The organism is Streptomyces sp. NPDC034086, from assembly GCF_055575515.1.
On the sequence record NZ_JBVISM010000002.1, the window covers coordinates 1 to 21,840 of the forward strand.

At 68.9% G+C, this 21,840-nt stretch carries 18 protein-coding genes and 1 tRNA gene; 15 read left to right on the plus strand and 4 right to left on the minus strand.

Annotated elements, in window-relative coordinates:
- Nucleotides 1-264: 264 nt before the first annotated feature.
- The 5 genes from ACZ514_RS05335 to ACZ514_RS05355 all read left to right on the plus strand — a co-directional run bounded on the left by ACZ514_RS05335 (nt 265) and on the right by ACZ514_RS05355 (nt 4,361).
- Nucleotides 265-882, plus strand: a complete 618-nt coding sequence (locus tag ACZ514_RS05335) for a TetR/AcrR family transcriptional regulator (RefSeq protein ID WP_469124197.1) — start codon at nt 265-267, stop codon at nt 880-882.
- 81 nt (nt 883-963) lie between these two features.
- On the plus strand, nt 964-2,421 hold the full coding sequence (locus tag ACZ514_RS05340) for a DHA2 family efflux MFS transporter permease subunit (protein ID WP_468172736.1): 1,458 nt from the start codon (nt 964-966) through the stop codon (nt 2,419-2,421).
- Between the two features lie 22 nt (nt 2,422-2,443).
- Nucleotides 2,444-2,842: a DUF3291 domain-containing protein gene (locus tag ACZ514_RS05345; protein ID WP_468172739.1), complete on the plus strand. Its 399-nt coding sequence runs from the start codon at nt 2,444-2,446 to the stop codon at nt 2,840-2,842.
- A complete protein-coding gene (locus tag ACZ514_RS05350) occupies nt 2,843-3,943 on the plus strand; it encodes a UDP-N-acetylmuramate dehydrogenase (RefSeq protein ID WP_388934892.1) in 1,101 nt (366 codons plus the stop codon).
- Between the two features lies 1 nt (nt 3,944).
- Nucleotides 3,945-4,361, plus strand: coding sequence for a hypothetical protein (locus ACZ514_RS05355; RefSeq protein WP_468172742.1), 417 nt, complete (start codon nt 3,945-3,947; stop codon nt 4,359-4,361).
- Here ACZ514_RS05355 and ACZ514_RS05360 read toward each other — a convergent pair.
- Both ACZ514_RS05360 and ACZ514_RS05365 read right to left on the minus strand, forming a co-directional pair.
- Entirely contained in the window at nt 4,351-5,370 is a 1,020-nt protein-coding gene (locus tag ACZ514_RS05360) for an adenosine deaminase (RefSeq protein ID WP_388934886.1), read from the minus strand. The genes ACZ514_RS05355 and ACZ514_RS05360 overlap by 11 nt on opposite strands.
- 164 nt (nt 5,371-5,534) lie before the next feature.
- A complete protein-coding gene (locus tag ACZ514_RS05365) occupies nt 5,535-6,761 on the minus strand; it encodes a pyridoxal phosphate-dependent aminotransferase (RefSeq protein ID WP_468698767.1) in 1,227 nt (408 codons plus the stop codon).
- Between the two features lie 195 nt (nt 6,762-6,956).
- Here ACZ514_RS05365 and ACZ514_RS05370 point away from each other — a divergent pair.
- From ACZ514_RS05370 to ACZ514_RS05415, 10 genes are all read left to right on the plus strand, one after another.
- Nucleotides 6,957-7,029 (plus strand) — tRNA-Trp (locus ACZ514_RS05370).
- Between the two features lie 105 nt (nt 7,030-7,134).
- Nucleotides 7,135-7,416, plus strand: a complete 282-nt coding sequence (secE, locus tag ACZ514_RS05375; protein WP_468172749.1) for a preprotein translocase subunit SecE — start codon at nt 7,135-7,137, stop codon at nt 7,414-7,416.
- Nucleotides 7,417-7,500: 84 nt separating this feature from the next.
- Complete coding sequence (nusG, locus tag ACZ514_RS05380) at nt 7,501-8,412, plus strand: transcription termination/antitermination protein NusG (RefSeq protein ID WP_468172752.1); 912 nt, start codon at nt 7,501-7,503, stop codon at nt 8,410-8,412.
- A 166-nt stretch (nt 8,413-8,578) separates the two neighbouring features.
- Nucleotides 8,579-9,013, plus strand: a complete 435-nt coding sequence (gene rplK, locus ACZ514_RS05385) for a 50S ribosomal protein L11 (protein ID WP_125597062.1) — start codon at nt 8,579-8,581, stop codon at nt 9,011-9,013.
- Between the two features lie 87 nt (nt 9,014-9,100).
- Nucleotides 9,101-9,829, plus strand: coding sequence for a 50S ribosomal protein L1 (rplA, locus tag ACZ514_RS05390; protein ID WP_468172755.1), 729 nt, complete (start codon nt 9,101-9,103; stop codon nt 9,827-9,829).
- Nucleotides 9,830-10,005: 176 nt separating this feature from the next.
- Nucleotides 10,006-10,911 carry an SCO4651 family lipoprotein gene (locus ACZ514_RS05395; protein ID WP_468172758.1) on the plus strand — a complete coding sequence of 302 codons (906 nt, stop codon included), beginning with the start codon at nt 10,006-10,008 and terminating at the stop codon, nt 10,909-10,911.
- 280 nt (nt 10,912-11,191) lie between these two features.
- Nucleotides 11,192-11,722 (plus strand): 50S ribosomal protein L10, encoded by a 531-nt coding sequence (rplJ, locus tag ACZ514_RS05400; protein ID WP_468172761.1) that lies wholly within the window; start codon nt 11,192-11,194, stop codon nt 11,720-11,722.
- 110 nt (nt 11,723-11,832) lie between these two features.
- Nucleotides 11,833-12,216 (plus strand): 50S ribosomal protein L7/L12, encoded by a 384-nt coding sequence (gene rplL, locus ACZ514_RS05405; RefSeq protein ID WP_468698773.1) that lies wholly within the window; start codon nt 11,833-11,835, stop codon nt 12,214-12,216.
- A 562-nt stretch (nt 12,217-12,778) separates the two neighbouring features.
- Nucleotides 12,779-16,261 (plus strand): DNA-directed RNA polymerase subunit beta, encoded by a 3,483-nt coding sequence (rpoB, locus tag ACZ514_RS05410; RefSeq protein ID WP_388934864.1) that lies wholly within the window; start codon nt 12,779-12,781, stop codon nt 16,259-16,261.
- Between the two features lie 98 nt (nt 16,262-16,359).
- Nucleotides 16,360-20,259 carry a DNA-directed RNA polymerase subunit beta' gene (locus ACZ514_RS05415; protein ID WP_468172764.1) on the plus strand — a complete coding sequence of 1,300 codons (3,900 nt, stop codon included), beginning with the start codon at nt 16,360-16,362 and terminating at the stop codon, nt 20,257-20,259.
- A gap of 72 nt (nt 20,260-20,331) precedes the next feature.
- Here the strand turns inward: ACZ514_RS05415 and ACZ514_RS05420 are convergent, their stop codons facing one another.
- Together ACZ514_RS05420 and ACZ514_RS05425 are read right to left on the minus strand one after the other, a co-directional pair.
- On the minus strand, nt 20,332-21,390 hold the full coding sequence (locus ACZ514_RS05420; RefSeq protein ID WP_469124198.1) for a tetrahydrofolate dehydrogenase/cyclohydrolase catalytic domain-containing protein: 1,059 nt from the start codon (nt 21,388-21,390) through the stop codon (nt 20,332-20,334).
- Nucleotides 21,387-21,839 carry a hypothetical protein gene (locus ACZ514_RS05425; RefSeq protein WP_469124199.1) on the minus strand — a complete coding sequence of 151 codons (453 nt, stop codon included), beginning with the start codon at nt 21,837-21,839 and terminating at the stop codon, nt 21,387-21,389. Before ACZ514_RS05425 ends, ACZ514_RS05420 begins: the two co-directional genes overlap by 4 nt.
- Nucleotide 21,840: the final 1 nt, after the last annotated feature.

Sequence of the window (21,840 nt, forward strand, 5' to 3'; positions counted from 1 at the left end):
TCCTTGTCTTTCCGGGGCGGGACGGTCGGTCAAGGGTGGCCGAAGGCCATCGCGTAGCGACGCGACGAAGGAGCGCCCTTGAGGGACCGGCCCGAACCGGAAGGACGATGGGACTGACGGGAAACCCCCAAACCGACTGTGACACCGCCCAGCAGAAACCCCGCCCCCCGAACCCCCGCCCGTCCATACGTCACCCGCCCGCTCGGCCCCACCCCCACCCCCGCCCCCTTGACCTAGTTAGTGATTGAGTACTAACTTATTGCCATGGCCAGGATGAGTGCGGACGAGCGGCGTGAGAGCGTCATTCGCGCGGCGATCCACGAGTTCGCGCGCGGTGGTTACTACGGGACCTCCACCGAGGCGATCGCCAAGCGGGTCGGGGTGTCGCAGCCGTACCTCTTCCGGCTCTTCCCCGGGAAGCAGGCCATCTTCCTCGCAGCGGCCGCCCGCTGCATGGAGCGGACCCGGGAGATCTTCGCCCGGGCGGCGGAGGGGCTCGGGGGTGCCGAGGCGTTGCAGGCCATGGCCGACGCCTATCAGCGGCACATCACCGAAGACCCGCAGGTCGTTCAGATGCAGCTCCAGATGTACGTCACCGTCGCCGCCGCCGAGGCGGCCGGCGACCGGGAGTTCGGGGAGCTCGTACGGGCCGGCTGGCTGGAGCTGTGGGACACCGTGCGGGTGCCGCTCGGCGGGGACGTCAAGGAGACGACCAGCTTCATGGCCTACGGAATGCTCATCAACACCCTCACCGCGATGGGCTTCCCGCCCGGTCATCGCATCTGGGAGGGGCTCCGCTCCTGCGACCACCCCGAAGGCCACCCCGACGGGCACGCCGACGGGCGGCCCGACGGGCGGCCCGAGGCCCGCGCCGAGGCGTAGTGCCGCTCCTCGCGGCTCGGGCGTCTCTTTCTGCCCATGAAAGTTAGTCAGCAATAACTAACAACAACCTCAGGGGGAACCGTGACCCAGCAAGCCGCCGAGACGAAGCTACGCGGGCCCGCCGTCTGGGCCCTCGTGCTCACCGGGGCCGCCAGCTTCATGGCCGCCCTCGACAACCTCGTCGTCACCACCGCCCTCCCCGCGATCCGCGCCGACCTCGGCGGCGGGCTGGAGGACCTGGAGTGGACGGTGAACGCCTACACGCTCACCTTCGCCGTCCTGCTGATGTTCGGCTCCGCCCTCGGCGACCGCTTCGGCCGGCGGCGGCTGTTCATCGCCGGACTCGTGGTCTTCACCGGCGCCTCCGCCGCGGCCGCCCTCTCGCCCGGGATCGACCAGCTCATCGCCGCCCGCGCCGTCCAGGGCGTGGGAGCGGCGGTGATGATGCCGCTCAGCCTCACCCTGCTCACCGCCGCCGTCCCGGCCGCGCGGCGGGGCATGGCCCTGGGGATCTACGGAGCCGTGAGCGGGCTGGCCGTCGCCGGCGGTCCCCTCGTCGGAGGCAGCCTCACCGAGCACATCTCCTGGCAGTGGATCTTCTGGCTCAACGTCCCCATCGGCCTCGCCCTGATCCCGCTCGCCCGGCTGCGCCTGGCCGAGTCCTCCGTCCCGCACGCCCGCCTCGACCTCCCGGGCACCCTCCTGATCAGCGGCGGGCTCTTCGGCATCGTCTACGGCCTGGTCAACGCCAACGCCCACGGCTGGACCAGCGCCCCCGTCCTGACCGCCCTGATCGCGGGCGGCGTCCTCCTCGCCGGCTTCGTCTGGCACGGCTTCCGGAGCGCGGACCCCGTCCTCCCCATGCGGCTCTTCCGCGACCGCGGTTTCTTCGGCATCAACTTCGCCGGCCTGCTGATGTACCTGGGCATGTTCGGGTCGATCTTCCTGCTCAGCCAGTTCCTCCAGGGCGTCGCCGGCTACTCGCCCACCCAGGCCGGCCTGCGCATGCTCCCCTGGACCGGGATGGCGGTCGTCGTCGCGCCGATCGCGGGGATGCTGTCCGACCGGCTCGGCGGCCGGCCCGTCGTCGTGGCCGGGCTGGCCCTGCAGGCGCTCGGGCTCGGCTGGTTCGCGGTGATCCTGAGCACGGACGTCTCGTACGCCGCCCAGCTCCCGGCGCTCGTCCTGAGCGGCATCGGCATGGCGCTGTACTTCGCCCCCGCCGGCCACGTGCTCATGTCCACCGTCGCCCCCGCCGACCAGGGCAGGGCCTCCGGCGCCAACAGCGCCCTGCGCGAGGTCGGCGGCGCCCTCGGAGTGGCGGTGCTGGCCTCCGTCTTCGCCGCCCGTGGCGGTTACGAGACCCCGCAGGCCTTCACCGACGGCACCGTCCCCGCCCTGTGGATCGGCGCCACCGCGGTCGCCCTGGCCGCCGTGCTCGCCCTGCTGCTGCCGCGCCGCGCGAAGGCCGCCCCCGCCGCCGGCCCGGCGACCGTCACCGTCCCCGCACCGGCCCCCGTCCGGGCCTCGGCCGGCTGAACCGCGCGAAGGAGTCCCCGTCATGCCCGACATCCCCTGGTCCACGCCCACCCCGGCGGCCCCCGACGCCGAGGTCTACGTCATGGCCTCCCGGTTCGAGACGGCCACCCTCTCCGGCGCCCTCAGGTTCTTCCTCAAGTCGCCCGGCATCGTCCGCCAGATCCGCAAGGCCCCCGGCGCCCACGGCGTGGCCCTCCGTGCCCGCGTCCTCGGCCGGACCTTCCTCACCCTTTCCGCCTGGGAGGGCCGGGACGCCCTGTACCGCTTCGCCGGCAGCGAGCCGCACCGCTCCAGTGCCCGCGCGGCCAGCGCGTACATGAAGGAATCGGCCTTCACCTTCTGGACCGTCCCCGCCTCGGAACTGCCCGTCACCTGGGCCGAGGCCGAGCGCCGTCTGGCGGAGCGGGAGCAGGGCCACTGAGTGCCCCGCCGGAACGCGAGGGGGACGGACCGTACTCTTGTCCACGTGCAGGAACTCCACGACGCCCCCCTCGCCCCGCTGACCACCTTCCGCCTCGGCGGCCCCGCGGCCCGGCTGGTCACCGCGACCACCGACGCCGAGGTGATCGAAACCGTCCGTGCCGCGGACGAGAGCGGCACCCCGCTCCTGGTCATCGGCGGCGGCAGCAACCTGGTCATCGGCGACCAGGGCTTCGCCGGAACGGCCCTGCGCATCGCCACCACCGGCTTCACCCTCGAGGGCAGCACCCTCGAACTGGCGGCCGGCGAGAACTGGAGCGACGCCGTCGCCCGCACCGTCGAGGCCGGGCTCGCCGGCATCGAGTGCCTCGCCGGGATCCCCGGCTCGGCCGGCGCCACCCCGATCCAGAACGTCGGCGCCTACGGCCAGGAGGTCTGCGACACCATCACCGAGGTCGTCGCCTACGACCGCACCACCGGTGAGACCGTCACCCTCAGCGCCGCCGAGTGCGCCTTCCGGTACCGCAACAGCACCTTCAAGGACCAGCCCGACCGCTACGTCGTACTGCGCGTGCGGTTCGCGCTGGAGGACGCCGGCGGCCTCTCCGCGCCGATCAAGTACCCCGAGACGGCCCGCGCCCTCGGCGTCGAGGCCGGCGACCGCGTCCCGGCCGCCCGCGCCCGCGAGACCGTCCTGCGCCTGCGCGCGGGCAAGGGCATGGTCCTGGACCCCGCCGACCACGACACCTGGTCCGCCGGCTCCTTCTTCCACAACCCGATCCTGACCGACGAGGCCTACGCCGCCTTCCTGGCCCGCGTCCAGGACCGCCTCGGCGCCGACACCGCCCCGCCCGCCTACCCGGCCGGCGAGGGCCGTACGAAGACCAGCGCGGCCTGGCTGATCGACAAGGCCGGCTTCACCAAGGGCTACGGCAGCGGCCCCGCCCGCATCTCGACCAAGCACACCCTCGCCCTCACCAACCGGGGCGGAGCCACCACCGAGGACCTGCTGACCCTCGCCCGCGAGGTCGTCGCCGGCGTCCACGCGGCCTTCGGCGTCACCCTCGTCAACGAGCCGGTGACGGTCGGCGTCAGCATCTGACATGCGCTGCCCCCAGCACGGGGCCGGTACGGACCCCACACGCCTGGTGGGGCGCGAGATCCGCCGGGTCGTCGCGTCCTGGCACATCTGCGAGGGAGAGCGCTCCGAGGCTCCGCTCGACGTCTGGCTGATCGACAGCGCCGGCGAGTGCACCCGCATCACCACCGGGTCCGACCAGTGCCTCATCGTCGAGTGCGCGGAGCCCCACGAGCCGTACGACCTGGGCGAATGGGGCCGCGTCGAGGTCGGCGAGGACCTCGGCGAGCACCCCTTCCTGCGCCACCTCGGCCAGACCGTCGAATCGGTCGCCGAGTTCGCGCTGCCCGAGCAGGGGCGCACCCACCTGGAGATCGGCTTCCCCGACGGCCACCGCGTACGGGCCGACTGTCACGAAGGGGACCTGCGGCTCACCCGTTGAGCCAGTGCCCGATCCCGTCCAGCAGCTTGTTCTTGACCTCCTCCGGCGCGGCCGACCCGCGCACCGACTGGCGGGCCAGCTCGGCGAGCTCCGCGTCCGTGAAGGCGTGGTGGCGGCGGGCGATCTCGTACTGGGCCGCCAGCCGGGACCCGAAGAGCAGCGGGTCGTCCGCGCCCAGCGCCATCGGCACCCCGGCCTCGAAGAGGGTGCGCAGCGGCACGTCCTCGGGCCGTTCGTAGACCCCGAGCGCCACGTTGGAGGCGGGGCAGACCTCGCAGGTGACCTGCCGGTCGGCGAGCCGCTTGAGCAGCCGGGGGTCCTCGGCGGCGCGGACGCCGTGCCCGATGCGGGAGGCGTGCAGGTCGTCGAGGCAGTCGCGGACGGAGGCCGGGCCGGTCAGCTCGCCGCCGTGCGGGGCCGCGAGCAGGCCGCCGTCGCGGGCGATGGCGAAGGCCCGGTCGAAGTCGCGGGCCATGCCGCGGCGCTCGTCGTTGGAGAGCCCGAAGCCGACGATGCCGCGGTCGGCGTAGCGGACGGCGAGGCGGGCGAGGGTGCGGGCGTCGAGGGGGTGCTTCATGCGGTTGGCGGCGATGAGGACCCGCATGCCGAGACCGGTCTCGCGGGAGGCGCGGTCGACGGCGTCGAGGATGATCTCGACGGCCGGGATCATCCCGCCGAGGAGGGGCGCGTAGGAGGTGGGGTCCACCTGGATCTCCAGCCAGCCGCTGCCGTCCCGTACGTCCTCCTCGGCCGCTTCGCGGACCAGCCGCTGGATGTCCTCGGGCTCGCGCAGGCAGCTGCGGGCGGCGTCGTAGAGCCGCTGGAAACGGAACCAGCCGCGTTCGTCGGTGGCCCGCAGCTTCGGCGGCTCCCCGGCCGTCAGGGCGTCGGGAAGACGGACGCCGTACTTGTCGGCGAGCTCCAGCAGGGTCGACGGACGCATCGAGCCCGTGAAGTGCAGGTGGAGGTGGGCCTTCGGCAGAAGCGTGAGGTCGCGTACGTGCTCCATCCGGTGATCCTGCCGCACCGCGGCGCCCGGCGGGAGGGGGTTTTACCTTTCGGGGGCTTGCCCGAACGCGAGAACGGGGCCCCGGTGCGGCGGAAACGCCGAGCGGCGGCCCCCCTGCCGGGGGAGCCGCCGCTCGGGGCCTGGCCGCGGAATCGCCGCCGGTCCTAGGCCTTGGCCTCCGCGAGGAGCTTCTGGACGCGGGAAACGCCCTCGACCAGGTCCTCGTCGCCCAGGGCGTACGACAGGCGCAGGTAGCCGGGGGTGCCGAAGGCCTCGCCCGGGACGACCGCGACCTCGGCCTCGTCGAGGATCAGCGCGGCCAGCTCGACGGAGGTCTGCGGGCGCTTGCCGCGGATCTCCTTGCCGAGCAGCTCCTTGACCGACGGGTACGCGTAGAACGCGCCCTCGGGGGTCGGGCAGAAGACGCCGTCGATCTCGTTGAGCATCCGCACCATCGTCTGGCGGCGGCGGTCGAAGGCCTTGCGCATCTCGGCGACGGCGTCCAGGTTCCCCGAGACGGCGGCCAGCGCGGCGATCTGGGCCACGTTGGAGACGTTGGAGGTGGCGTGCGACTGGAGGTTGGTCGCGGCCTTGATGACGTCCTGCGGGGCGATCACCCAGCCCACGCGCCAGCCGGTCATGGCGTACGTCTTGGCGACGCCGTTGACGATGATGCACTTGTCCCGCAGCGCCGGCACCAGCACGGGCAGCGAGGTGAACTTCGCGTCGCCGTACACGAGGTGCTCGTAGATCTCGTCGGTCAGCACCCAAAGGCCGTGCTCGGCGGCCCACTCGCCGATCGCGCGGGCGTCCTCCTCGCTGTAGACCGCCCCGGTCGGGTTGGAGGGGGAGACGAACAGGACGACCTTGGTGCGCTCGGTGCGCGCGGCCTCGAGCTGCTCGACGGAGACGCGGTAGCCGGTGGTCTCGTCGGCGACGACCTCGACCGGGACACCGCCGGCGAGGCGGATCGACTCCGGGTAGGTGGTCCAGTACGGGGCCGGGACGATGACCTCGTCGCCCGGGTCGAGGATCGCGGCGAAGGCCTCGTAGATGGCCTGCTTGCCGCCGTTGGTGACGAGGACCTGGGAGGCGTCGACCTCGTAACCGGAGTCGCGCAGCGTCTTGGCGGCGATGGCCTTCTTCAGCTCGGGCAGGCCGCCGGCCGGGGTGTAGCGGTGGAACTTGGGGTCGCGGCAGGCCTCGACAGCCGCCTCGACGATGTAGTCCGGCGTCGGGAAGTCGGGCTCGCCCGCGCCGAAGCCGATCACCGGGCGGCCGGCGGCCTTGAGGGCCTTGGCCTTGGCGTCGACGGCGAGGGTGGCGGACTCGGAAATGGCGCCGATACGGGCGGAGACCCGGCGCTCGGAGGAAGGCGTTGCAGAGGTCATGGGGCCAATCGTCCCAGACGTGCGAGAGGGGCGGCACACCGTTTCAGTCACCGGACGGAGCAGATCCGGATGTCTTCTGTTCGACGTCAGGGCCCGGACCACGTACACTCACCTGTCGTTGGTCCTCACCAGCCGCCCCAGAGCGTGAGCACTCCGTGCACTCGCCCGGATGCGGTAGGTTGGGGCACGCAACAAAGGGTCGTAGCTCAATTGGTAGAGCACTGGTCTCCAAAACCAGCGGTTGGGGGTTCGAGTCCCTCCGGCCCTGCTTCACACTCCTTCTCGGATGTGTGCGCAGGTACGTACTTCGATGCAACGCCGTGCGGCGCAACCGGGCGCGGCAACGGCCACGACCCGGATTCAGGTGAGAGACGTGACGGACGCCCTGGGCTCCATCGACATGCCTGACGCCGACAGCGACTCTCGCGAGAAGAAGGCCCGCAAGGGCGGCAAGCGCGGAAAGAAGGGCCCCCTCGGGCGCCTCGGGCTGTTCTACCGCCAGATCGTCGCGGAGCTCCGCAAGGTCGTCTGGCCCACCCGTAACCAGCTCTCGACGTACACCACCGTGGTGATTGTCTTCGTCGTCATCATGATCGGTCTGGTGACCGTGATTGACTATGGGTTCCAGGAAGCCATCAAGTTCGTCTTCGGCTGATCCCCGCGGAGGGCGGCGCCTTGATGGGTGCCGCCCGTTTTCGCATGTTCGACCACCTTTTGTATCCAGGAAGAAGCAGCCACCGTGTCTGACCCGAACCTGAACGTGAGCCACGACTCCGTCGAGTCCGTCGAGGACGAGCTCGACATCGTCGAGGCGGCGGACGCTGTGGACCCCGACGAGGTCGAGCTCGCCGATGCCGAGGCCGGCATCGCCGCCGAGGAAGCCGCGCTGCACGTCGAGGACGAGGTCGACGCCGAAGCCGACACCGACGAGGCCGACGAAGACGCCGCGACCGACGAAGACGCCGAGGACGAGGGCGACGCAGAGGCCGGGACCGAGGCCGAGGACGCCGCTCCGGCGGAGCCCGCCGAGCCCGTCGACCCCATCCAGGCCCTCCGCGAGGAGCTGCGCCTGCTGCCCGGCGAGTGGTACGTGATCCACACCTACGCGGGCTACGAGAAGCGCGTGAAGGCGAACCTCGAGCAGCGCGCCGTCTCGCTGAACGTCGAGGAGTTCATCTACCAGGCCGAGGTGCCCGAGGAAGAGATCGTCCAGATCAAGAACGGCGAGCGCAAGAACGTCCGGCAGAACAAGCTGCCCGGTTACGTTCTCGTCCGCATGGATCTGACGAACGAGTCCTGGGGCGTCGTCCGCAACACCCCGGGCGTCACCGGCTTCGTCGGCAACGCGTACGACCCGTACCCGCTGACCCTCGACGAGATCGTCAAGATGCTCGCCCCCGAGGCGCAGGAGAAGGCCGCCAAGCAGGCCGCCGAAGAGGCCGGTCTGCCCGCGCCCGCCGTCAAGCGCACCATCGAGGTCCTGGACTTCGAGGTCGGCGACTCGGTCACCGTCACCGACGGCCCGTTCGCCACGCTCCAGGCGACGATCAACGAGATCAACCCGGACTCGAAGAAGGTCAAGGGCCTCGTCGAGATCTTCGGCCGCGAGACCCCGGTCGAGCTGAGCTTCGACCAGATCCAGAAGAACTGATCTTCGGATTCAACGCTTCCGAAACAGGTCAGACCAGCCCCTGAAGGGCGGTCTGACCTGCTCGGTTTTTAGCCCCGCACTGATACCCGTTATCGTGGTGCGGTATGCCTCCATCCGGATGACCGGAAGGACGGCTGAAAACTCTCACTAGGACCCGGAGAGAGCAATGCCTCCCAAGAAGAAGAAGGTCACGGGGCTTATCAAGCTCCAGATCAAGGCCGGTGCGGCCAACCCGGCTCCGCCGGTCGGCCCCGCGCTCGGTCAGCACGGCGTCAACATCATGGAGTTCTGCAAGGCCTACAACGCCGCGACCGAGTCGCAGCGTGGCATGGTCGTGCCGGTGGAGATCACGGTCTACGAGGACCGTTCCTTCACCTTCATCACCAAGACCCCGCCGGCCGCGCGCCTCATCCTGAAGAGCGCCGGCATCGAGAAGGGCTCCGGCGAGCCGCACAAGACCAAGGTCGCGAAGCTCACGCGTGACCAGGTCCGTGAGATCGCCACGATCAAGATGCCCGACCTCAACGCGAACGACATCGACGCCGCCGAGAAGATCATCGCCGGCACCGCCCGTTCGATGGGTATCACGATCGAGGGCTGATCCAGCCCCTCGCAGTTCCCCAGTGGTAGGGCCAAGCGCTGGCCCGAACCACGACTCCATGCCTGAAGCACTTACACAGGAGCAGAAGTGAAGCGCAGCAAGACTCTCCGCGCTGCGGACGCCAAGGTCGACCGGGAGAAGCTCTACGCTCCCCTCGAGGCCGTCCGTCTCGCCAAGGACACCAGCACCACCAAGTTCGACGCCACCGTCGAGGTTGCCTTCCGCCTGGGTGTCGACCCGCGCAAGGCCGACCAGATGGTCCGCGGCACCGTGAACCTCCCGCACGGCACCGGTAAGACCGCCCGGGTCCTGGTCTTCGCGACCGGTGACCGTGCTGCGGCCGCGGAAGCCGCCGGCGCCGACATCGTCGGCGACGACGAGCTGATCAACGAGATCGCCAAGGGCAACCGCCTCAACGAGTTCGACGCCGTCGTGGCGACCCCGGACCTCATGGGCAAGGTCGGCCGCCTCGGCCGCGTGCTCGGTCCGCGTGGTCTCATGCCGAACCCGAAGACCGGCACCGTCACCATGGACGTCGCCAAGGCCGTCACCGACATCAAGGGTGGCAAGATCGAGTTCCGCGTCGACAAGCACTCGAACCTGCACTTCATCATCGGCAAGGTCTCCTTCACCGATGAGCAGCTGGTCGAGAACTACGGCGCCGCTCTGGACGAGATCATCCGTCTGAAGCCGTCCGCCGCCAAGGGCCGCTACATCAAGAAGGCCGCCCTCAGCACCACGATGGGCCCCGGCATCCAGCTGGACTCCAACCGCACCCGGAACCTCCTCGTCGAGGAAGACCCGGCTGCTGTCTGAGCCTCACGGCTCGCCTGAGTGGCTGAACGGGCCCTCCGCTCCCTTCCGGGGAGCGGAGGGCCCGTTTCCGTCTGCCACGGGACCGGTAGCGGCCGGACGCCCCATATCCAGGAGCGTCCACGGCATGGAGGCCGTATGGTCATACGGTTATCGATCACACCAGGGGTGGGGACTCCATGCTGACGTACCGCAAGAAGACCGCAGGGGCCGCGCTGGCCGCCGTACTGCTCGTGGGCGGGGCCACGACGGCCTGCGAGGACGGCAAGAAGGCGGACGGCGGCAAGGCCGCGGCCACGCCGGCCGCGCAGGCCTCCCCGTCCGGCCCGGCGGCCCGGGGGGCGGCGGACGCGACCCCGGCCGCGTACCTGGAGAAGGCGAAGAAGAAGTCCGAGGAACTCACCTCCGTCCGCTACACCATGACCGGGACCACGGCCGGACAGCAGCTCTCCGGCGAGGTCTCCATGCGGATGAAGCCGTCCGTGGCCATGTCGATGAAGATGACCACGCAGGGTGCCGAGAGCGGGTCGATGGACCTGCGGATGGTCGACGGGGCCGTGTTCATCGGCTCCGAGGGCAGGTACCTGAAGTTCGACATGAAGGCCATGGACCCGGCCACCGCCAAGAAGCTGGGGGGCGCGGGCGGCGGGGTGAGCGAATCCGGCGAGAACCCGGGGGACCGGGCCGACCAGCTGCTGGCGGCCAAGGACCTCCAGACCGTCGGCGACGAGACCGTCGAGGGCGTGAAGACCAAGCACGTCCGCGGGACCGTCACCACGGAGCAGATGCGGGCCTCGCTCGGGTCCGAGGCGCCCGAGGCCAGGGAGCGCCGGGAGAAGTCCGTCCGGAAGCTGGAGGACGAGGGCATCAAGAGCCTGGACGTGGACATGTGGATCGATGAGAGCGACCACACGAAGCGGGTCCGCACCCGCGGTCAGGGCGCCCGGGGTCCGATGGACATCACGATCACGTTCGTGGACTACAACAAGCCGGTCGACGTCACCGCCCCGCCGGCCGACCAGGTCGTGGACCTCGCCGAGATGGCGAAGGACTCGGGCACCGGCCCCGGGACCGACCAGGGCTGACCAGGCAGAACGCGTGGAGCGAATCCGCCGTACGGGCGGATTTGCTCTGCAACGGCTGGTTCGCGTACGCTTCACCAGAAGCCAAAGACCGCTGGTCGTTGCCGTGCCCGGAAGGGTGCGGTGGCCGAAGGATCCGCTACTGCGGACGACCCGCGCAGGTGACTGTGGAATGTTCCCGGATTTCATCCGGTCGAGCTACGCCCTGGCGCCTGCGCCGGGGCGTTTTGTATGTACGGCCCTTCTGAGCGGTCCTCATCACCCGGAAGGAGGCCGACGCTCTATGGCAAGGCCCGACAAGGCTGCCGACGTAGCCGAGCTTGAGGACAAGTTCCGCAGCTCGAACGCCGTTGTGCTGACCGAGTACCGGGGTCTCACCGTCGCGCAGCTCAAGACGCTGCGTCGTTCGCTCGGTGAGAACGCCCAGTACGCCGTGGTGAAGAACACGCTGACCAAGATTGCGGCTAACAACGCCGGGATCACCTCGCTCGACGACCAGTTCACTGGTCCGACGGGTGCCGCCTTCATCACCGGTGACCCGGTGGAGTCGGCCAAGGGTCTTCGTGACTTCGCCAAGGAGAACCCGAATCTCATCATCAAGGGCGGTGTCCTTGACGGCAAGGCGCTGACCGCCGATGAGATCAAGCAGCTCGCGGACCTCGAGTCCCGCGAGGTTCTGCTCAGCAAGCTGGCCGGCGCGTTCAAGGGCAAGCAGTCCCAGGCTGCCTCGCTCTTCCAGGCGCTGCCGTCGAAGTTCGTCCGCACTGCGGACGCGCTGCGCGCCAAGCTCGCCGAGCAGGGCGGTGCCGAGTAATTCGGCTCGCGCACTGATCCACGCCGCCTAGTGCGTGGGTCGTAGCGGGCCGTTACGCCCGCCTCTCTATACATCCGGCACCTGCCGAATTAGTGGAAGGATCGCCCATCATGGCGAAGCTCTCTCAGGACGACCTCCTCGCCCAGTTCGAGGAGATGACCCTCATCGAGCTCTCCGAGTTCGTGAAGGCCTTCGAGGAGAAGTTCGACGTCACCGCCGCCGCGGCCGTCGCCGTCGCCGCCCCGGGTGCCCCGGGCGCCCCGGTCGAGGCCGTCGAGGAGAAGGACGAGTTCGACGTCATCCTCACCGGCGCCGGCGACAAGAAGATCCAGGTCATCAAGGTCGTGCGCGAGCTGACCTCCCTGGGTCTGAAGGAGGCCAAGGACCTCGTCGACGGCACCCCGAAGCCGGTTCTCGAGAAGGTCAACAAGGAGGCCGCTGACAAGGCCGCCGAGGCCCTCAAGGCCGCCGGTGCGGGCGTCGAGGTCAAGTAACACCTCTGAGGCCGTCTGACGGCCTCTGCAAAGGGCGATCACCCGTAAGGGTGGTCGCCCTTTGGCGTATCCGCAGTGCCTGACTTGCCCTGGTCTCGTTGGGGAGTAGGGTGATCTTCGTTGTTCCGACGCAGGGTCCGGAGATGATCCGCTCGGAGCACGGGGCCTTGACGAACGGCCGACGGCGCGCAATTCTCAGTCCCGTCGTGAGGTCGGCCGGCTCGATCCGAGATCCGAGGCATGGATCGACTACGAAGAGGGCAGTACTCATACGCGCTCTGTGTACGCAGGGACGCGGCGTGTTGGTTGAACGAGTAGGGAAGGGCCTGTTGCCGGTTTCCGGAAACCTGGTCTGGACATCAGTGAGCCGAGTGGCTACACTGACCCTTTGCGCTGCCTGTTAGCTGCCCCCTGCCCGTCGCCAGGGGCATGCCCACGCTAGAGCACATCTGACTGACCGCCTCTGACCTGGCCTTTTAGCCAGATCGGAAGCATCTTGTCTTCTGTGTCGGCTGGGACCGGTACGCGCGTAGTGAGTCCGAGCCCTCGGAAGGACCCCCTCTTGGCCGCCTCGCGCAACGCCTCGACCAATACGAACAACGGTGCCAGCACCGCCCCGCTGCGCATCTCCTTTGCAAAGATCAAGGAGCCCCTCGAGGTTCCGAACCTCCTGGCGCTGCAGACCGAGAGCTTTGACTGGCTGCTCGGCAACGCCGCCTGGAAGTCCCGCGTCGAGTCGGCGCTTGAGAGTGGACAGGACGTCCCCACCAAGTCCGGTCTGGAAGAGATCTTCGAGGAGATCTCGCCGATCGAGGACTTCTCCGGGTCGATGTCGCTGACGTTCCGCGACCACCGGTTCGAGCCGGCGAAGAACTCTGTCGACGAGTGCAAGGAGCGCGACTTCACGTACGCGGCGCCGCTCTTCGTCACCGCCGAGTTCACGAACAACGAGACCGGTGAGATCAAGTCTCAGACGGTCTTCATGGGCGACTTCCCGCTCATGACCAACAAGGGCACCTTCGTCATCAACGGCACCGAGCGCGTCGTCGTGTCGCAGCTCGTCCGTTCCCCGGGTGTCTACTTCGATTCCTCCATCGACAAGACCTCCGACAAGGACATCTTCTCCGCCAAGATCATCCCGTCCCGGGGTGCCTGGCTGGAGATGGAGGTCGACAAGCGCGACATGGTCGGCGTCCGCATCGACCGCAAGCGCAAGCAGTCCGTCACCGTCCTCCTGAAGGCCCTCGGCTGGACCACCGAGCAGATCCTCGAGGAGTTCGGCGAGTACGAGTCCATGCGCGCCACCCTGGAGAAGGACCACACCCAGGGCCAGGACGACGCGCTGCTCGACATCTACCGCAAGCTCCGCCCGGGCGAGCCGCCGACCCGCGAGGCCGCTCAGACGCTGCTCGAGAACCTCTACTTCAACCCGAAGCGCTACGACCTCGCGAAGGTCGGCCGCTACAAGGTGAACAAGAAGCTCGGCGCCGACGAGCCGCTCGACGCCGGTGTGCTCACCACCGACGACATCATCGCCACGATCAAGTACCTCGTGAAGCTCCACGCGGGCGAGACCGAGACCATCGGCGAGTCGGGCCGTTCGATCGTCGTCGAGACCGACGACATCGACCACTTCGGCAACCGTCGTCTGCGCAACGTCGGCGAGCTCATCCAGAACCAGGTCCGCACGGGTCTGGCTCGTATGGAGCGCGTCGTGCGCGAGCGCATGACCACCCAGGACGTCGAGGCGATCACGCCGCAGACCCTGATCAACATCCGGCCGGTCGTCGCCTCCATCAAGGAGTTCTTCGGCACCAGCCAGCTGTCGCAGTTCATGGACCAGAACAACCCGCTGTCGGGTCTGACGCACAAGCGTCGTCTCTCGGCGCTGGGTCCCGGCGGTCTCTCCCGTGAGCGGGCCGGCTTCGAGGTCCGCGACGTGCACCCGTCCCACTACGGCCGCATGTGCCCGATCGAGACCCCTGAAGGCCCGAACATCGGTCTGATCGGCTCGCTCGCCTCCTACGGCCGCGTCAACGCGTTCGGTTTCATCGAGACCCCGTACCGCAAGGTCGTCGACGGCGCCGTCACCGACGAGGTCGACTACGTCACCGCCGACGAGGAGGACCGCTTCGTCATCGCCCAGGCGAACGCCCGCCTGGACGACGAGCTGCGCTTCACCGAGAACCGCGTCCTGGTCCGCAAGCGTGGCGGCGAGGTCGACTACGTCGAGCCGTCCGACGTGGACTACATGGACGTCTCGCCGCGCCAGATGGTGTCCGTCGCCACCGCGATGATCCCCTTCCTCGAGCACGACGACGCCAACCGTGCCCTCATGGGCGCGAACATGATGCGCCAGGCCGTTCCGCTCATCAAGGCGGAGGCCCCGCTCGTCGGCACCGGCATGGAGTACCGCTGCGCGGTCGACGCCGGCGACTCGATCAAGGCGGAGAAGGACGGTGTCGTCCAGGAGGTCTCGGCCGACTACATCACCGTCGCCAACGACGACGGCACGTACACCACGTACCGCGTCGCCAAGTTCTCCCGCTCGAACCAGGGCACCTCGGTCAACCAGAAGGTGATCGTTAACGAGGGCGACCGGATCGTCGAGGCCCAGGTCCTCGCCGACGGCCCGGCCACCGAAGAGGGCGAGATGGCCCTCGGCAAGAACCTGCTCGTCGCGTTCATGCCGTGGGAAGGCCACAACTACGAGGACGCGATCATCCTGTCGCAGCGCCTCGTGCAGGACGACGTCCTCTCCTCGATCCACATCGAGGAGCACGAGGTCGACGCCCGTGACACCAAGCTGGGCCCCGAGGAGATCACCCGGGACATCCCGAACGTCTCCGAGGAGGTCCTCGCCGACCTCGACGAGCGCGGCATCATCCGCATCGGTGCGGACGTCGTCGCCGGCGACATCCTCGTCGGCAAGGTCACGCCCAAGGGCGAGACCGAGCTGACCCCCGAGGAGCGCCTGCTCCGCGCGATCTTCGGTGAGAAGGCCCGCGAGGTGCGTGACACCTCGCTCAAGGTCCCCCACGGTGAGATCGGCAAGGTCATCGGTGTCCGCGTCTTCGACCGCGAGGAGGGCGACGAGCTCCCTCCGGGCGTGAACCAGCTGGTCCGCGTCTACGTCGCCCAGAAGCGCAAGATCACCGACGGTGACAAGCTCGCCGGCCGCCACGGCAACAAGGGTGTTATCTCGAAGATCCTTCCGATCGAGGACATGCCGTTCCTCGAGGACGGAACTCCGGTCGACATCATCCTGAACCCGCTGGGTGTCCCGTCCCGAATGAACCCGGGACAGGTCCTGGAGATCCACCTCGGCTGGCTCGCCAGCCGCGGCTGGGACGTCTCCGGCCTCGCGGACGAGTGGGCGCAGCGCCTCCAGGCGATCGGCGCCGACCAGGTCGCCCCCGGCACCAACGTCGCCACCCCGGTGTTCGACGGCGCCCGCGAGGACGAGCTGGCCGGTCTGCTCCAGCACACCATCCCGAACCGCGACGGCGAGCGCATGGTGCTCCCGACCGGTAAGGCGCGCCTGTTCGACGGCCGCTCCGGCGAGCCGTTCCCGGACCCGATCTCGGTCGGGTACATGTACATCCTCAAGCTGCACCACCTGGTCGACGACAAGCTCCACGCCCGTTCGACCGGTCCGTACTCGATGATCACGCAGCAGCCGCTGGGTGGTAAGGCGCAGTTCGGTGGTCAGCGATTCGGTGAGATGGAGGTGTGGGCGCTCGAGGCGTACGGCGCCGCTTACGCCCTCCAGGAACTCCTGACGATCAAGTCCGACGACGTGACCGGCCGCGTGAAGGTCTACGAGGCCATCGTCAAGGGCGAGAACATCCCCGAGCCGGGCATTCCCGAGTCCTTCAAGGTGCTCATCAAGGAAATGCAGTCGCTCTGCCTCAACGTGGAGGTGCTGTCCTCGGACGGCATGTCCATCGAGATGCGCGACACCGACGAGGACGTCTTCCGCGCGGCGGAGGAGCTCGGTATCGACCTGTCCCGGCGCGAGCCGAGCAGCGTCGAAGAGGTCTGACGGGCCTGGCCGGGGGATCGCACCACGATCCCCCGGCCGCCCCCGGGACCGTTCAGACCATGATTGAGACTCGACCCCGAAAGAGGGATTGACGCACAGTGCTCGACGTCAACTTCTTCGACGAGCTGCGGATCGGCCTTGCCACCGCGGACGACATCCGAACCTGGTCGCACGGCGAGGTCAAGAAGCCGGAGACCATCAACTACCGCACCCTCAAGCCCGAGAAGGACGGACTCTTCTGCGAGAAGATCTTCGGCCCCACCCGGGACTGGGAGTGCTACTGCGGCAAGTACAAGCGTGTCCGCTTCAAGGGCATCATCTGTGAGCGCTGTGGCGTCGAGGTCACGCGCGCCAAGGTGCGCCGTGAGCGGATGGGCCACATCGAGCTCGCCGCTCCCGTCACCCACATCTGGTACTTCAAGGGCGTCCCGTCGCGCCTCGGCTACCTGCTGGACCTCGCGCCGAAGGACCTCGAGAAGGTCATCTACTTCGCCGCGTACATGATCACGTTCGTCGACGACGAGCGCCGCCAGCGCGACCTGCCGTCGCTGGAGGCCCACGTCTCCGTCGAGCGCCAGCAGATCGAGAACCGCCGTGACGCGGACCTCGAAGGCCGCGCCAAGAAGCTCGAGAGCGACCTGGGCGAGCTCGAGGCCGAGGGCGCCAAGGCCGACGTGCGCCGCAAGGTGCGCGAAGGCGCCGAGCGCGAGATGAAGCAGCTCCGCGACCGCGCCCAGCGCGAGATCGACCGCCTCGACGAGGTGTGGAACCGCTTCAAGAACCTCAAGGTCCAGGACCTCGAGGGCGACGAGCTGCTCTACCGCGAGCTGCGCGACCGCTTCGGTACGTACTTCGACGGTTCGATGGGTGCCGCGGCGCTGCAGAAGCGCCTGGAGTCCTTCGACCTGGAGGAGGAGGCCGAGCGCCTCCGCGAGATCATCCGTACCGGCAAGGGCCAGAAGAAGACCCGCGCGCTCAAGCGCCTCAAGGTCGTCTCCGCGTTCCTGCAGACCAGCAACAGCCCCAAGGGCATGGTGCTGGACTGCGTCCCGGTCATCCCGCCGGACCTGCGTCCGATGGTGCAGCTGGACGGTGGCCGCTTCGCGACCTCCGACCTGAACGACCTGTACCGCCGCGTGATCAACCGCAACAACCGCCTGAAGCGCCTTCTCGACCTCGGTGCCCCCGAGATCATCGTGAACAACGAGAAGCGCATGCTCCAGGAGGCGGTCGACGCCCTCTTCGACAACGGCCGTCGCGGCCGCCCGGTGACGGGCCCCGGCAACCGTCCGCTGAAGTCCCTCAGCGACATGCTGAAGGGCAAGCAGGGTCGATTCCGTCAGAACCTCCTCGGCAAGCGCGTGGACTACTCCGCGCGTTCCGTGATCGTCGTCGGTCCGCAGCTGAAGCTGCACCAGTGCGGCCTGCCCAAGGCCATGGCGCTGGAGCTCTTCAAGCCGTTCGTGATGAAGCGCCTGGTCGACCTGAACCACGCGCAGAACATCAAGAGCGCCAAGCGCATGGTCGAGCGCGGCCGCACGGTCGTGTACGACGTGCTCGAAGAGGTCATCGCCGAGCACCCGGTGCTGCTGAACCGTGCGCCCACGCTGCACCGCCTCGGCATCCAGGCCTTCGAGCCGCAGCTGGTCGAGGGCAAGGCCATCCAGATCCACCCGCTCGTCTGCACCGCGTTCAACGCGGACTTCGACGGTGACCAGATGGCCGTCCACCTGCCGCTCTCCGCGGAGGCGCAGGCCGAGGCCCGCATCCTGATGCTGTCCTCGAACAACATCCTCAAGCCGGCCGACGGCCGTCCGGTCACGATGCCGACGCAGGACATGGTCCTGGGTCTGTTCTTCCTGACCACCGACGGTGAGCTCCGTGACACCAAGGGCGAGGGCCGTGCGTTCGGCTCGACCGCCGAGGCGATCATGGCGTTCGACGCCGGCGAGCTCGCGCTGCAGTCGCCCGTCGACATCCGCTTCCCGGTGGGCACCATCCCGCCGCGCGGCTGGGTGCCGCCGGTCGCCGAGGAGGGCGAGCAGGAGTTCCAGCCGGGCGACAGCTTCCGTCTGAGGACCACCCTGGGCCGCGCGCTCTTCAACGAGCTGCTGCCCGAGGACTACCCGTTCGTCGACTACTCGGTGGGCAAGAAGCAGCTCTCCGAGATCGTCAACGACCTGGCGGAGCGCTACCCCAAGGTCATCGTGGCGGCGACGCTCGACAACCTGAAGGCGGCCGGCTTCCACTGGGCGACCCGTTCGGGCGTCACCGTGGCCATCTCCGACGTCGTCGTGCCCGAGGCCAAGAAGGCCATCGTCGCGGGCTACGAGGCGCAGGACGAGAAGGTCCAGAAGCAGTACGAGCGCGGTCTGATCACCAAGGACGAGCGCACGCAGGAGCTCATCGCGATCTGGACCAAGGCGACCAACGAGGTCGCCGAGGCGATGAACGCGAACTTCCCCAAGACGAACCCCATCTTCATGATGGTTGACTCGGGTGCCCGAGGAAACATGATGCAGATGCGACAGATCGCCGGTATGCGTGGTCTGGTGTCGAACGCGAAGAACGAGACCATCCCGCGTCCGATCAAGGCGTCCTTCCGTGAGGGCCTCACCGTTCTGGAGTACTTCATCTCCACGCACGGTGCCCGTAAGGGTCTGGCGGACACCGCCCTGCGTACCGCCGACTCGGGTTACCTCACCCGTCGTCTGGTGGACGTCTCGCAGGACGTCATCATCCGCGAGGAGGACTGCGGCACCGAGCGCGGCCTCAAGCTCAAGATCGGTGTCAAGGACGAGACCGGTGTCCTCCGCAAGGCGGACGACGTCGAGACCTCCGTGTACGCCCGCATGCTGGCCGAGGACGTCGTCATCGACGGCAAGGTCATCGCGCCGGCCAACGTGGACCTCGGTGACGTGCTCATCGACGCCCTCATCGCGAACGGCGTCGAGGAGGTCAAGACCCGCTCGGTCCTGACCTGCGAGTCCGCGGTCGGCACCTGTGCCTTCTGCTACGGCCGCTCGCTGGCCACCGGCAAGCTCGTCGACATCGGCGAGGCGGTCGGCATCATCGCCGCCCAGTCCATCGGTGAGCCCGGTACCCAGCTGACGATGCGTACCTTCCACACCGGTGGTGTGGCCGGTGACGACATCACGCAGGGTCTGCCGCGTGTCGTCGAGCTCTTCGAGGCCCGTACCCCGAAGGGTGTCGCCCCGATCTCCGAGGCCGCCGGCCGCGTGCGGATCGAGGAGACCGAGAAGACGAAGAAGATCGTCATCACGCCCGACGACGGCAGCGAGGAGACGGCCTTCCCGATCTCCAAGCGCGCCAAGGTCATCGTGCACGAGGGCGACCACGTCGAGGTGGGCCAGAAGCTCACCATGGGTGCCACCAACCCGCACGACGTGCTGCGCATCCTCGGCCAGCGTGCCGTCCAGGTCCACCTGGTCGGCGAAGTCCAGAAGGTCTACAACTCGCAGGGCGTGTCGATCCACGACAAGCACATCGAGATCATCATCCGGCAGATGCTGCGCCGCGTGACGATCATCGAGTCCGGCGACGCGGAGCTCCTGCCGGGCGAGCTCGTCGAGCGCTCGAAGTTCGAGACCGAGAACCGTCGTGTGGTCACCGAGGGCGGTCACCCCGCCTCCGGCCGTCCGCAGCTGATGGGTATCACCAAGGCCTCGCTGGCGACGGAATCCTGGCTGTCGGCCGCCTCCTTCCAGGAGACGACCCGAGTCCTGACGGACGCGGCGATCAACGCCAAGTCCGACAGCCTCATCGGCCTCAAGGAGAACGTCATCATCGGTAAGCTCATCCCGGCCGGTACGGGTCTGTCCCGCTACCGCAACATCCGGGTGGAGCCGACCGAGGAGGCGAAGGCCGCGATGTACTCGGCCGTCGGCTACGACGACATCGACTACTCGCCCTTCGGCACCGGCTCCGGCCAGGCTGTCCCGCTGGAGGACTACGACTACGGCCCGTACAACGGCTGAGTCGGCACGCACCAACCGCAGGGCGGTCACCCGAGAGGGTGACCGCCCTGCGGCGTTCCCCGGCCCTGCGGGTCAGCGTGTACGTCCGCGGCCCCGCTGTTCCGGTGCCGTATGCGGCCGCCCCGTCACAGGGGCCGTGGCCGGGACCGTCGGTGCCGCCGATGGGTTTCTGGTGCCGCTGCGCAGGCGGGCGACGGCGGCGACGGAAGACCGCTCCGTGGAAGGGGCGGCGGCGGGCGCCGCCGCGGAGAAGGCGGCGCGGTCCAGGTACGGGCCCGGGGCCACCGTCCAGGGAGTGGCGTTCGCGTCCACCTCCTGGCGGACCACCCGTTCCATGAGCGTGGCCATCTCCACCGGCCCGATGCCCCCGGGGACGGGAGTGATGTGCTGCGGGATCACCGCTGCCTCGGGGTGTACGTCGCCGCGCACGCCGCCGTCGGCCCGAGGGACAAAGCCGGAGTCGATGACCAGGCGGTGATGGGGCCGGATGTGGTCGGGGCCGAGGATGCCGGGGTTGCCCGTCACGGAGATGACGATGTCGGCCTGTCGGACGCGGCGCAGGTCGTCGCCGTACTCCAGGGTGACCGGGTCGTGTCCGTTGTCCCGGAGCAGCCCGACGACGCCCTGGCCCACGAAGCCGTTGCCGCCGACCACGGCGATGGAGGGCTTGTCCCGGGCGAAGGGCTCGGTGACGCGGTAGATGCCCTCGGCGGTGGCGCAGGCCGGGTAGGGGGAGCGCCCCTTGAGCAGGGCATCGATGTCCTTCGCCGGGTCCATGCGCTGCACGAGCGGGCGGAGGTGACCGGGCGGCGGGAACTGCACGATGACCGAGCGGGTGGCAGGGTCCTGGCTGTAGTGGTCCAGGACGGCGGCGAAGCGGGCACGGTCGACTCCGGGGGGCAGGACCACGTGGTCGGCACGGAAGCCGACGTGTTCGAACGCCTTCACCTTCTGCTCGGCGGACACCCGTGAGGCCTCCAGCCGGGCGCGCCAGTCCGGGGGATCGGTCGCGGCCGGGGAGAACCTGATGATCGCGACCTTGTGCTCCGTGGGCCGGACGATCTCCCGGTAGTGCCCGTAGAGCTCGCGTGCCTGCCTCAGGACGTCGTGGCCGTGTACGGGCTGGGTCACCGACCGTGTCCGAGGGCCGCCAGGACGTCGGGGACCGGCGCGAGCGGCGTTCCGCCGAAGAACGCGGCCACCTGCTCGGCCGTGAGGGGGCGGTCGCCCTGGAGGCTGTCCTGGTACCCCTCGGCGGTGGCGGTGAGAGCCAGGGAGACGAAGGTTTCCGGGCCGGCGGGGTCGGCGTAGGAGAAGTCACCGAAGTGCGCGATCCAGGTGACCGAGGCGATGTCGGGGGAGAGGCCCGCGCGCAGCAGCGGGAACGAGGCGTCGGCGACGCTCGCGAAGTCGTCGGTGATGCCGCGGTCGTCCGGATTGCCGGCGAGCTCGGAGACGACGGCCACGGCGTGCCGGGTGGCGGGATCGTACGACGCCCGCAGCAGGGCGTGGGCCTCGCCGGCGCGGCGGTGGTGCCAGTGGACGACGGCCTGGTACCGCCGCCGGTCGTGCATCTCCATG

Coding starts and splice junctions, on each gene's coding strand:
- ACZ514_RS05335 (WP_469124197.1), top strand. CDS start 265: ATGGCCAGGATGAGTGCGGACGAGCGGCGTGAGAGCGTCATTCGCGCG.
- ACZ514_RS05345 (WP_468172739.1), top strand. CDS start 2,444: ATGCCCGACATCCCCTGGTCCACGCCCACCCCGGCGGCCCCCGACGCC.
- ACZ514_RS05355 (WP_468172742.1), top strand. CDS start 3,945: ATGCGCTGCCCCCAGCACGGGGCCGGTACGGACCCCACACGCCTGGTG.
- ACZ514_RS05360 (WP_388934886.1), bottom strand. CDS start 5,370: ATGGAGCACGTACGCGACCTCACGCTTCTGCCGAAGGCCCACCTCCAC.
- ACZ514_RS05365 (WP_468698767.1), bottom strand. CDS start 6,761: ATGACCTCTGCAACGCCTTCCTCCGAGCGCCGGGTCTCCGCCCGTATC.
- rplK (WP_125597062.1), top strand. CDS start 8,579: ATGCCTCCCAAGAAGAAGAAGGTCACGGGGCTTATCAAGCTCCAGATC.
- ACZ514_RS05395 (WP_468172758.1), top strand. CDS start 10,006: ATGCTGACGTACCGCAAGAAGACCGCAGGGGCCGCGCTGGCCGCCGTA.
- rplJ (WP_468172761.1), top strand. CDS start 11,192: ATGGCAAGGCCCGACAAGGCTGCCGACGTAGCCGAGCTTGAGGACAAG.
- rplL (WP_468698773.1), top strand. CDS start 11,833: ATGGCGAAGCTCTCTCAGGACGACCTCCTCGCCCAGTTCGAGGAGATG.
- ACZ514_RS05425 (WP_469124199.1), bottom strand. CDS start 21,839: ATGGAGATGCACGACCGGCGGCGGTACCAGGCCGTCGTCCACTGGCAC.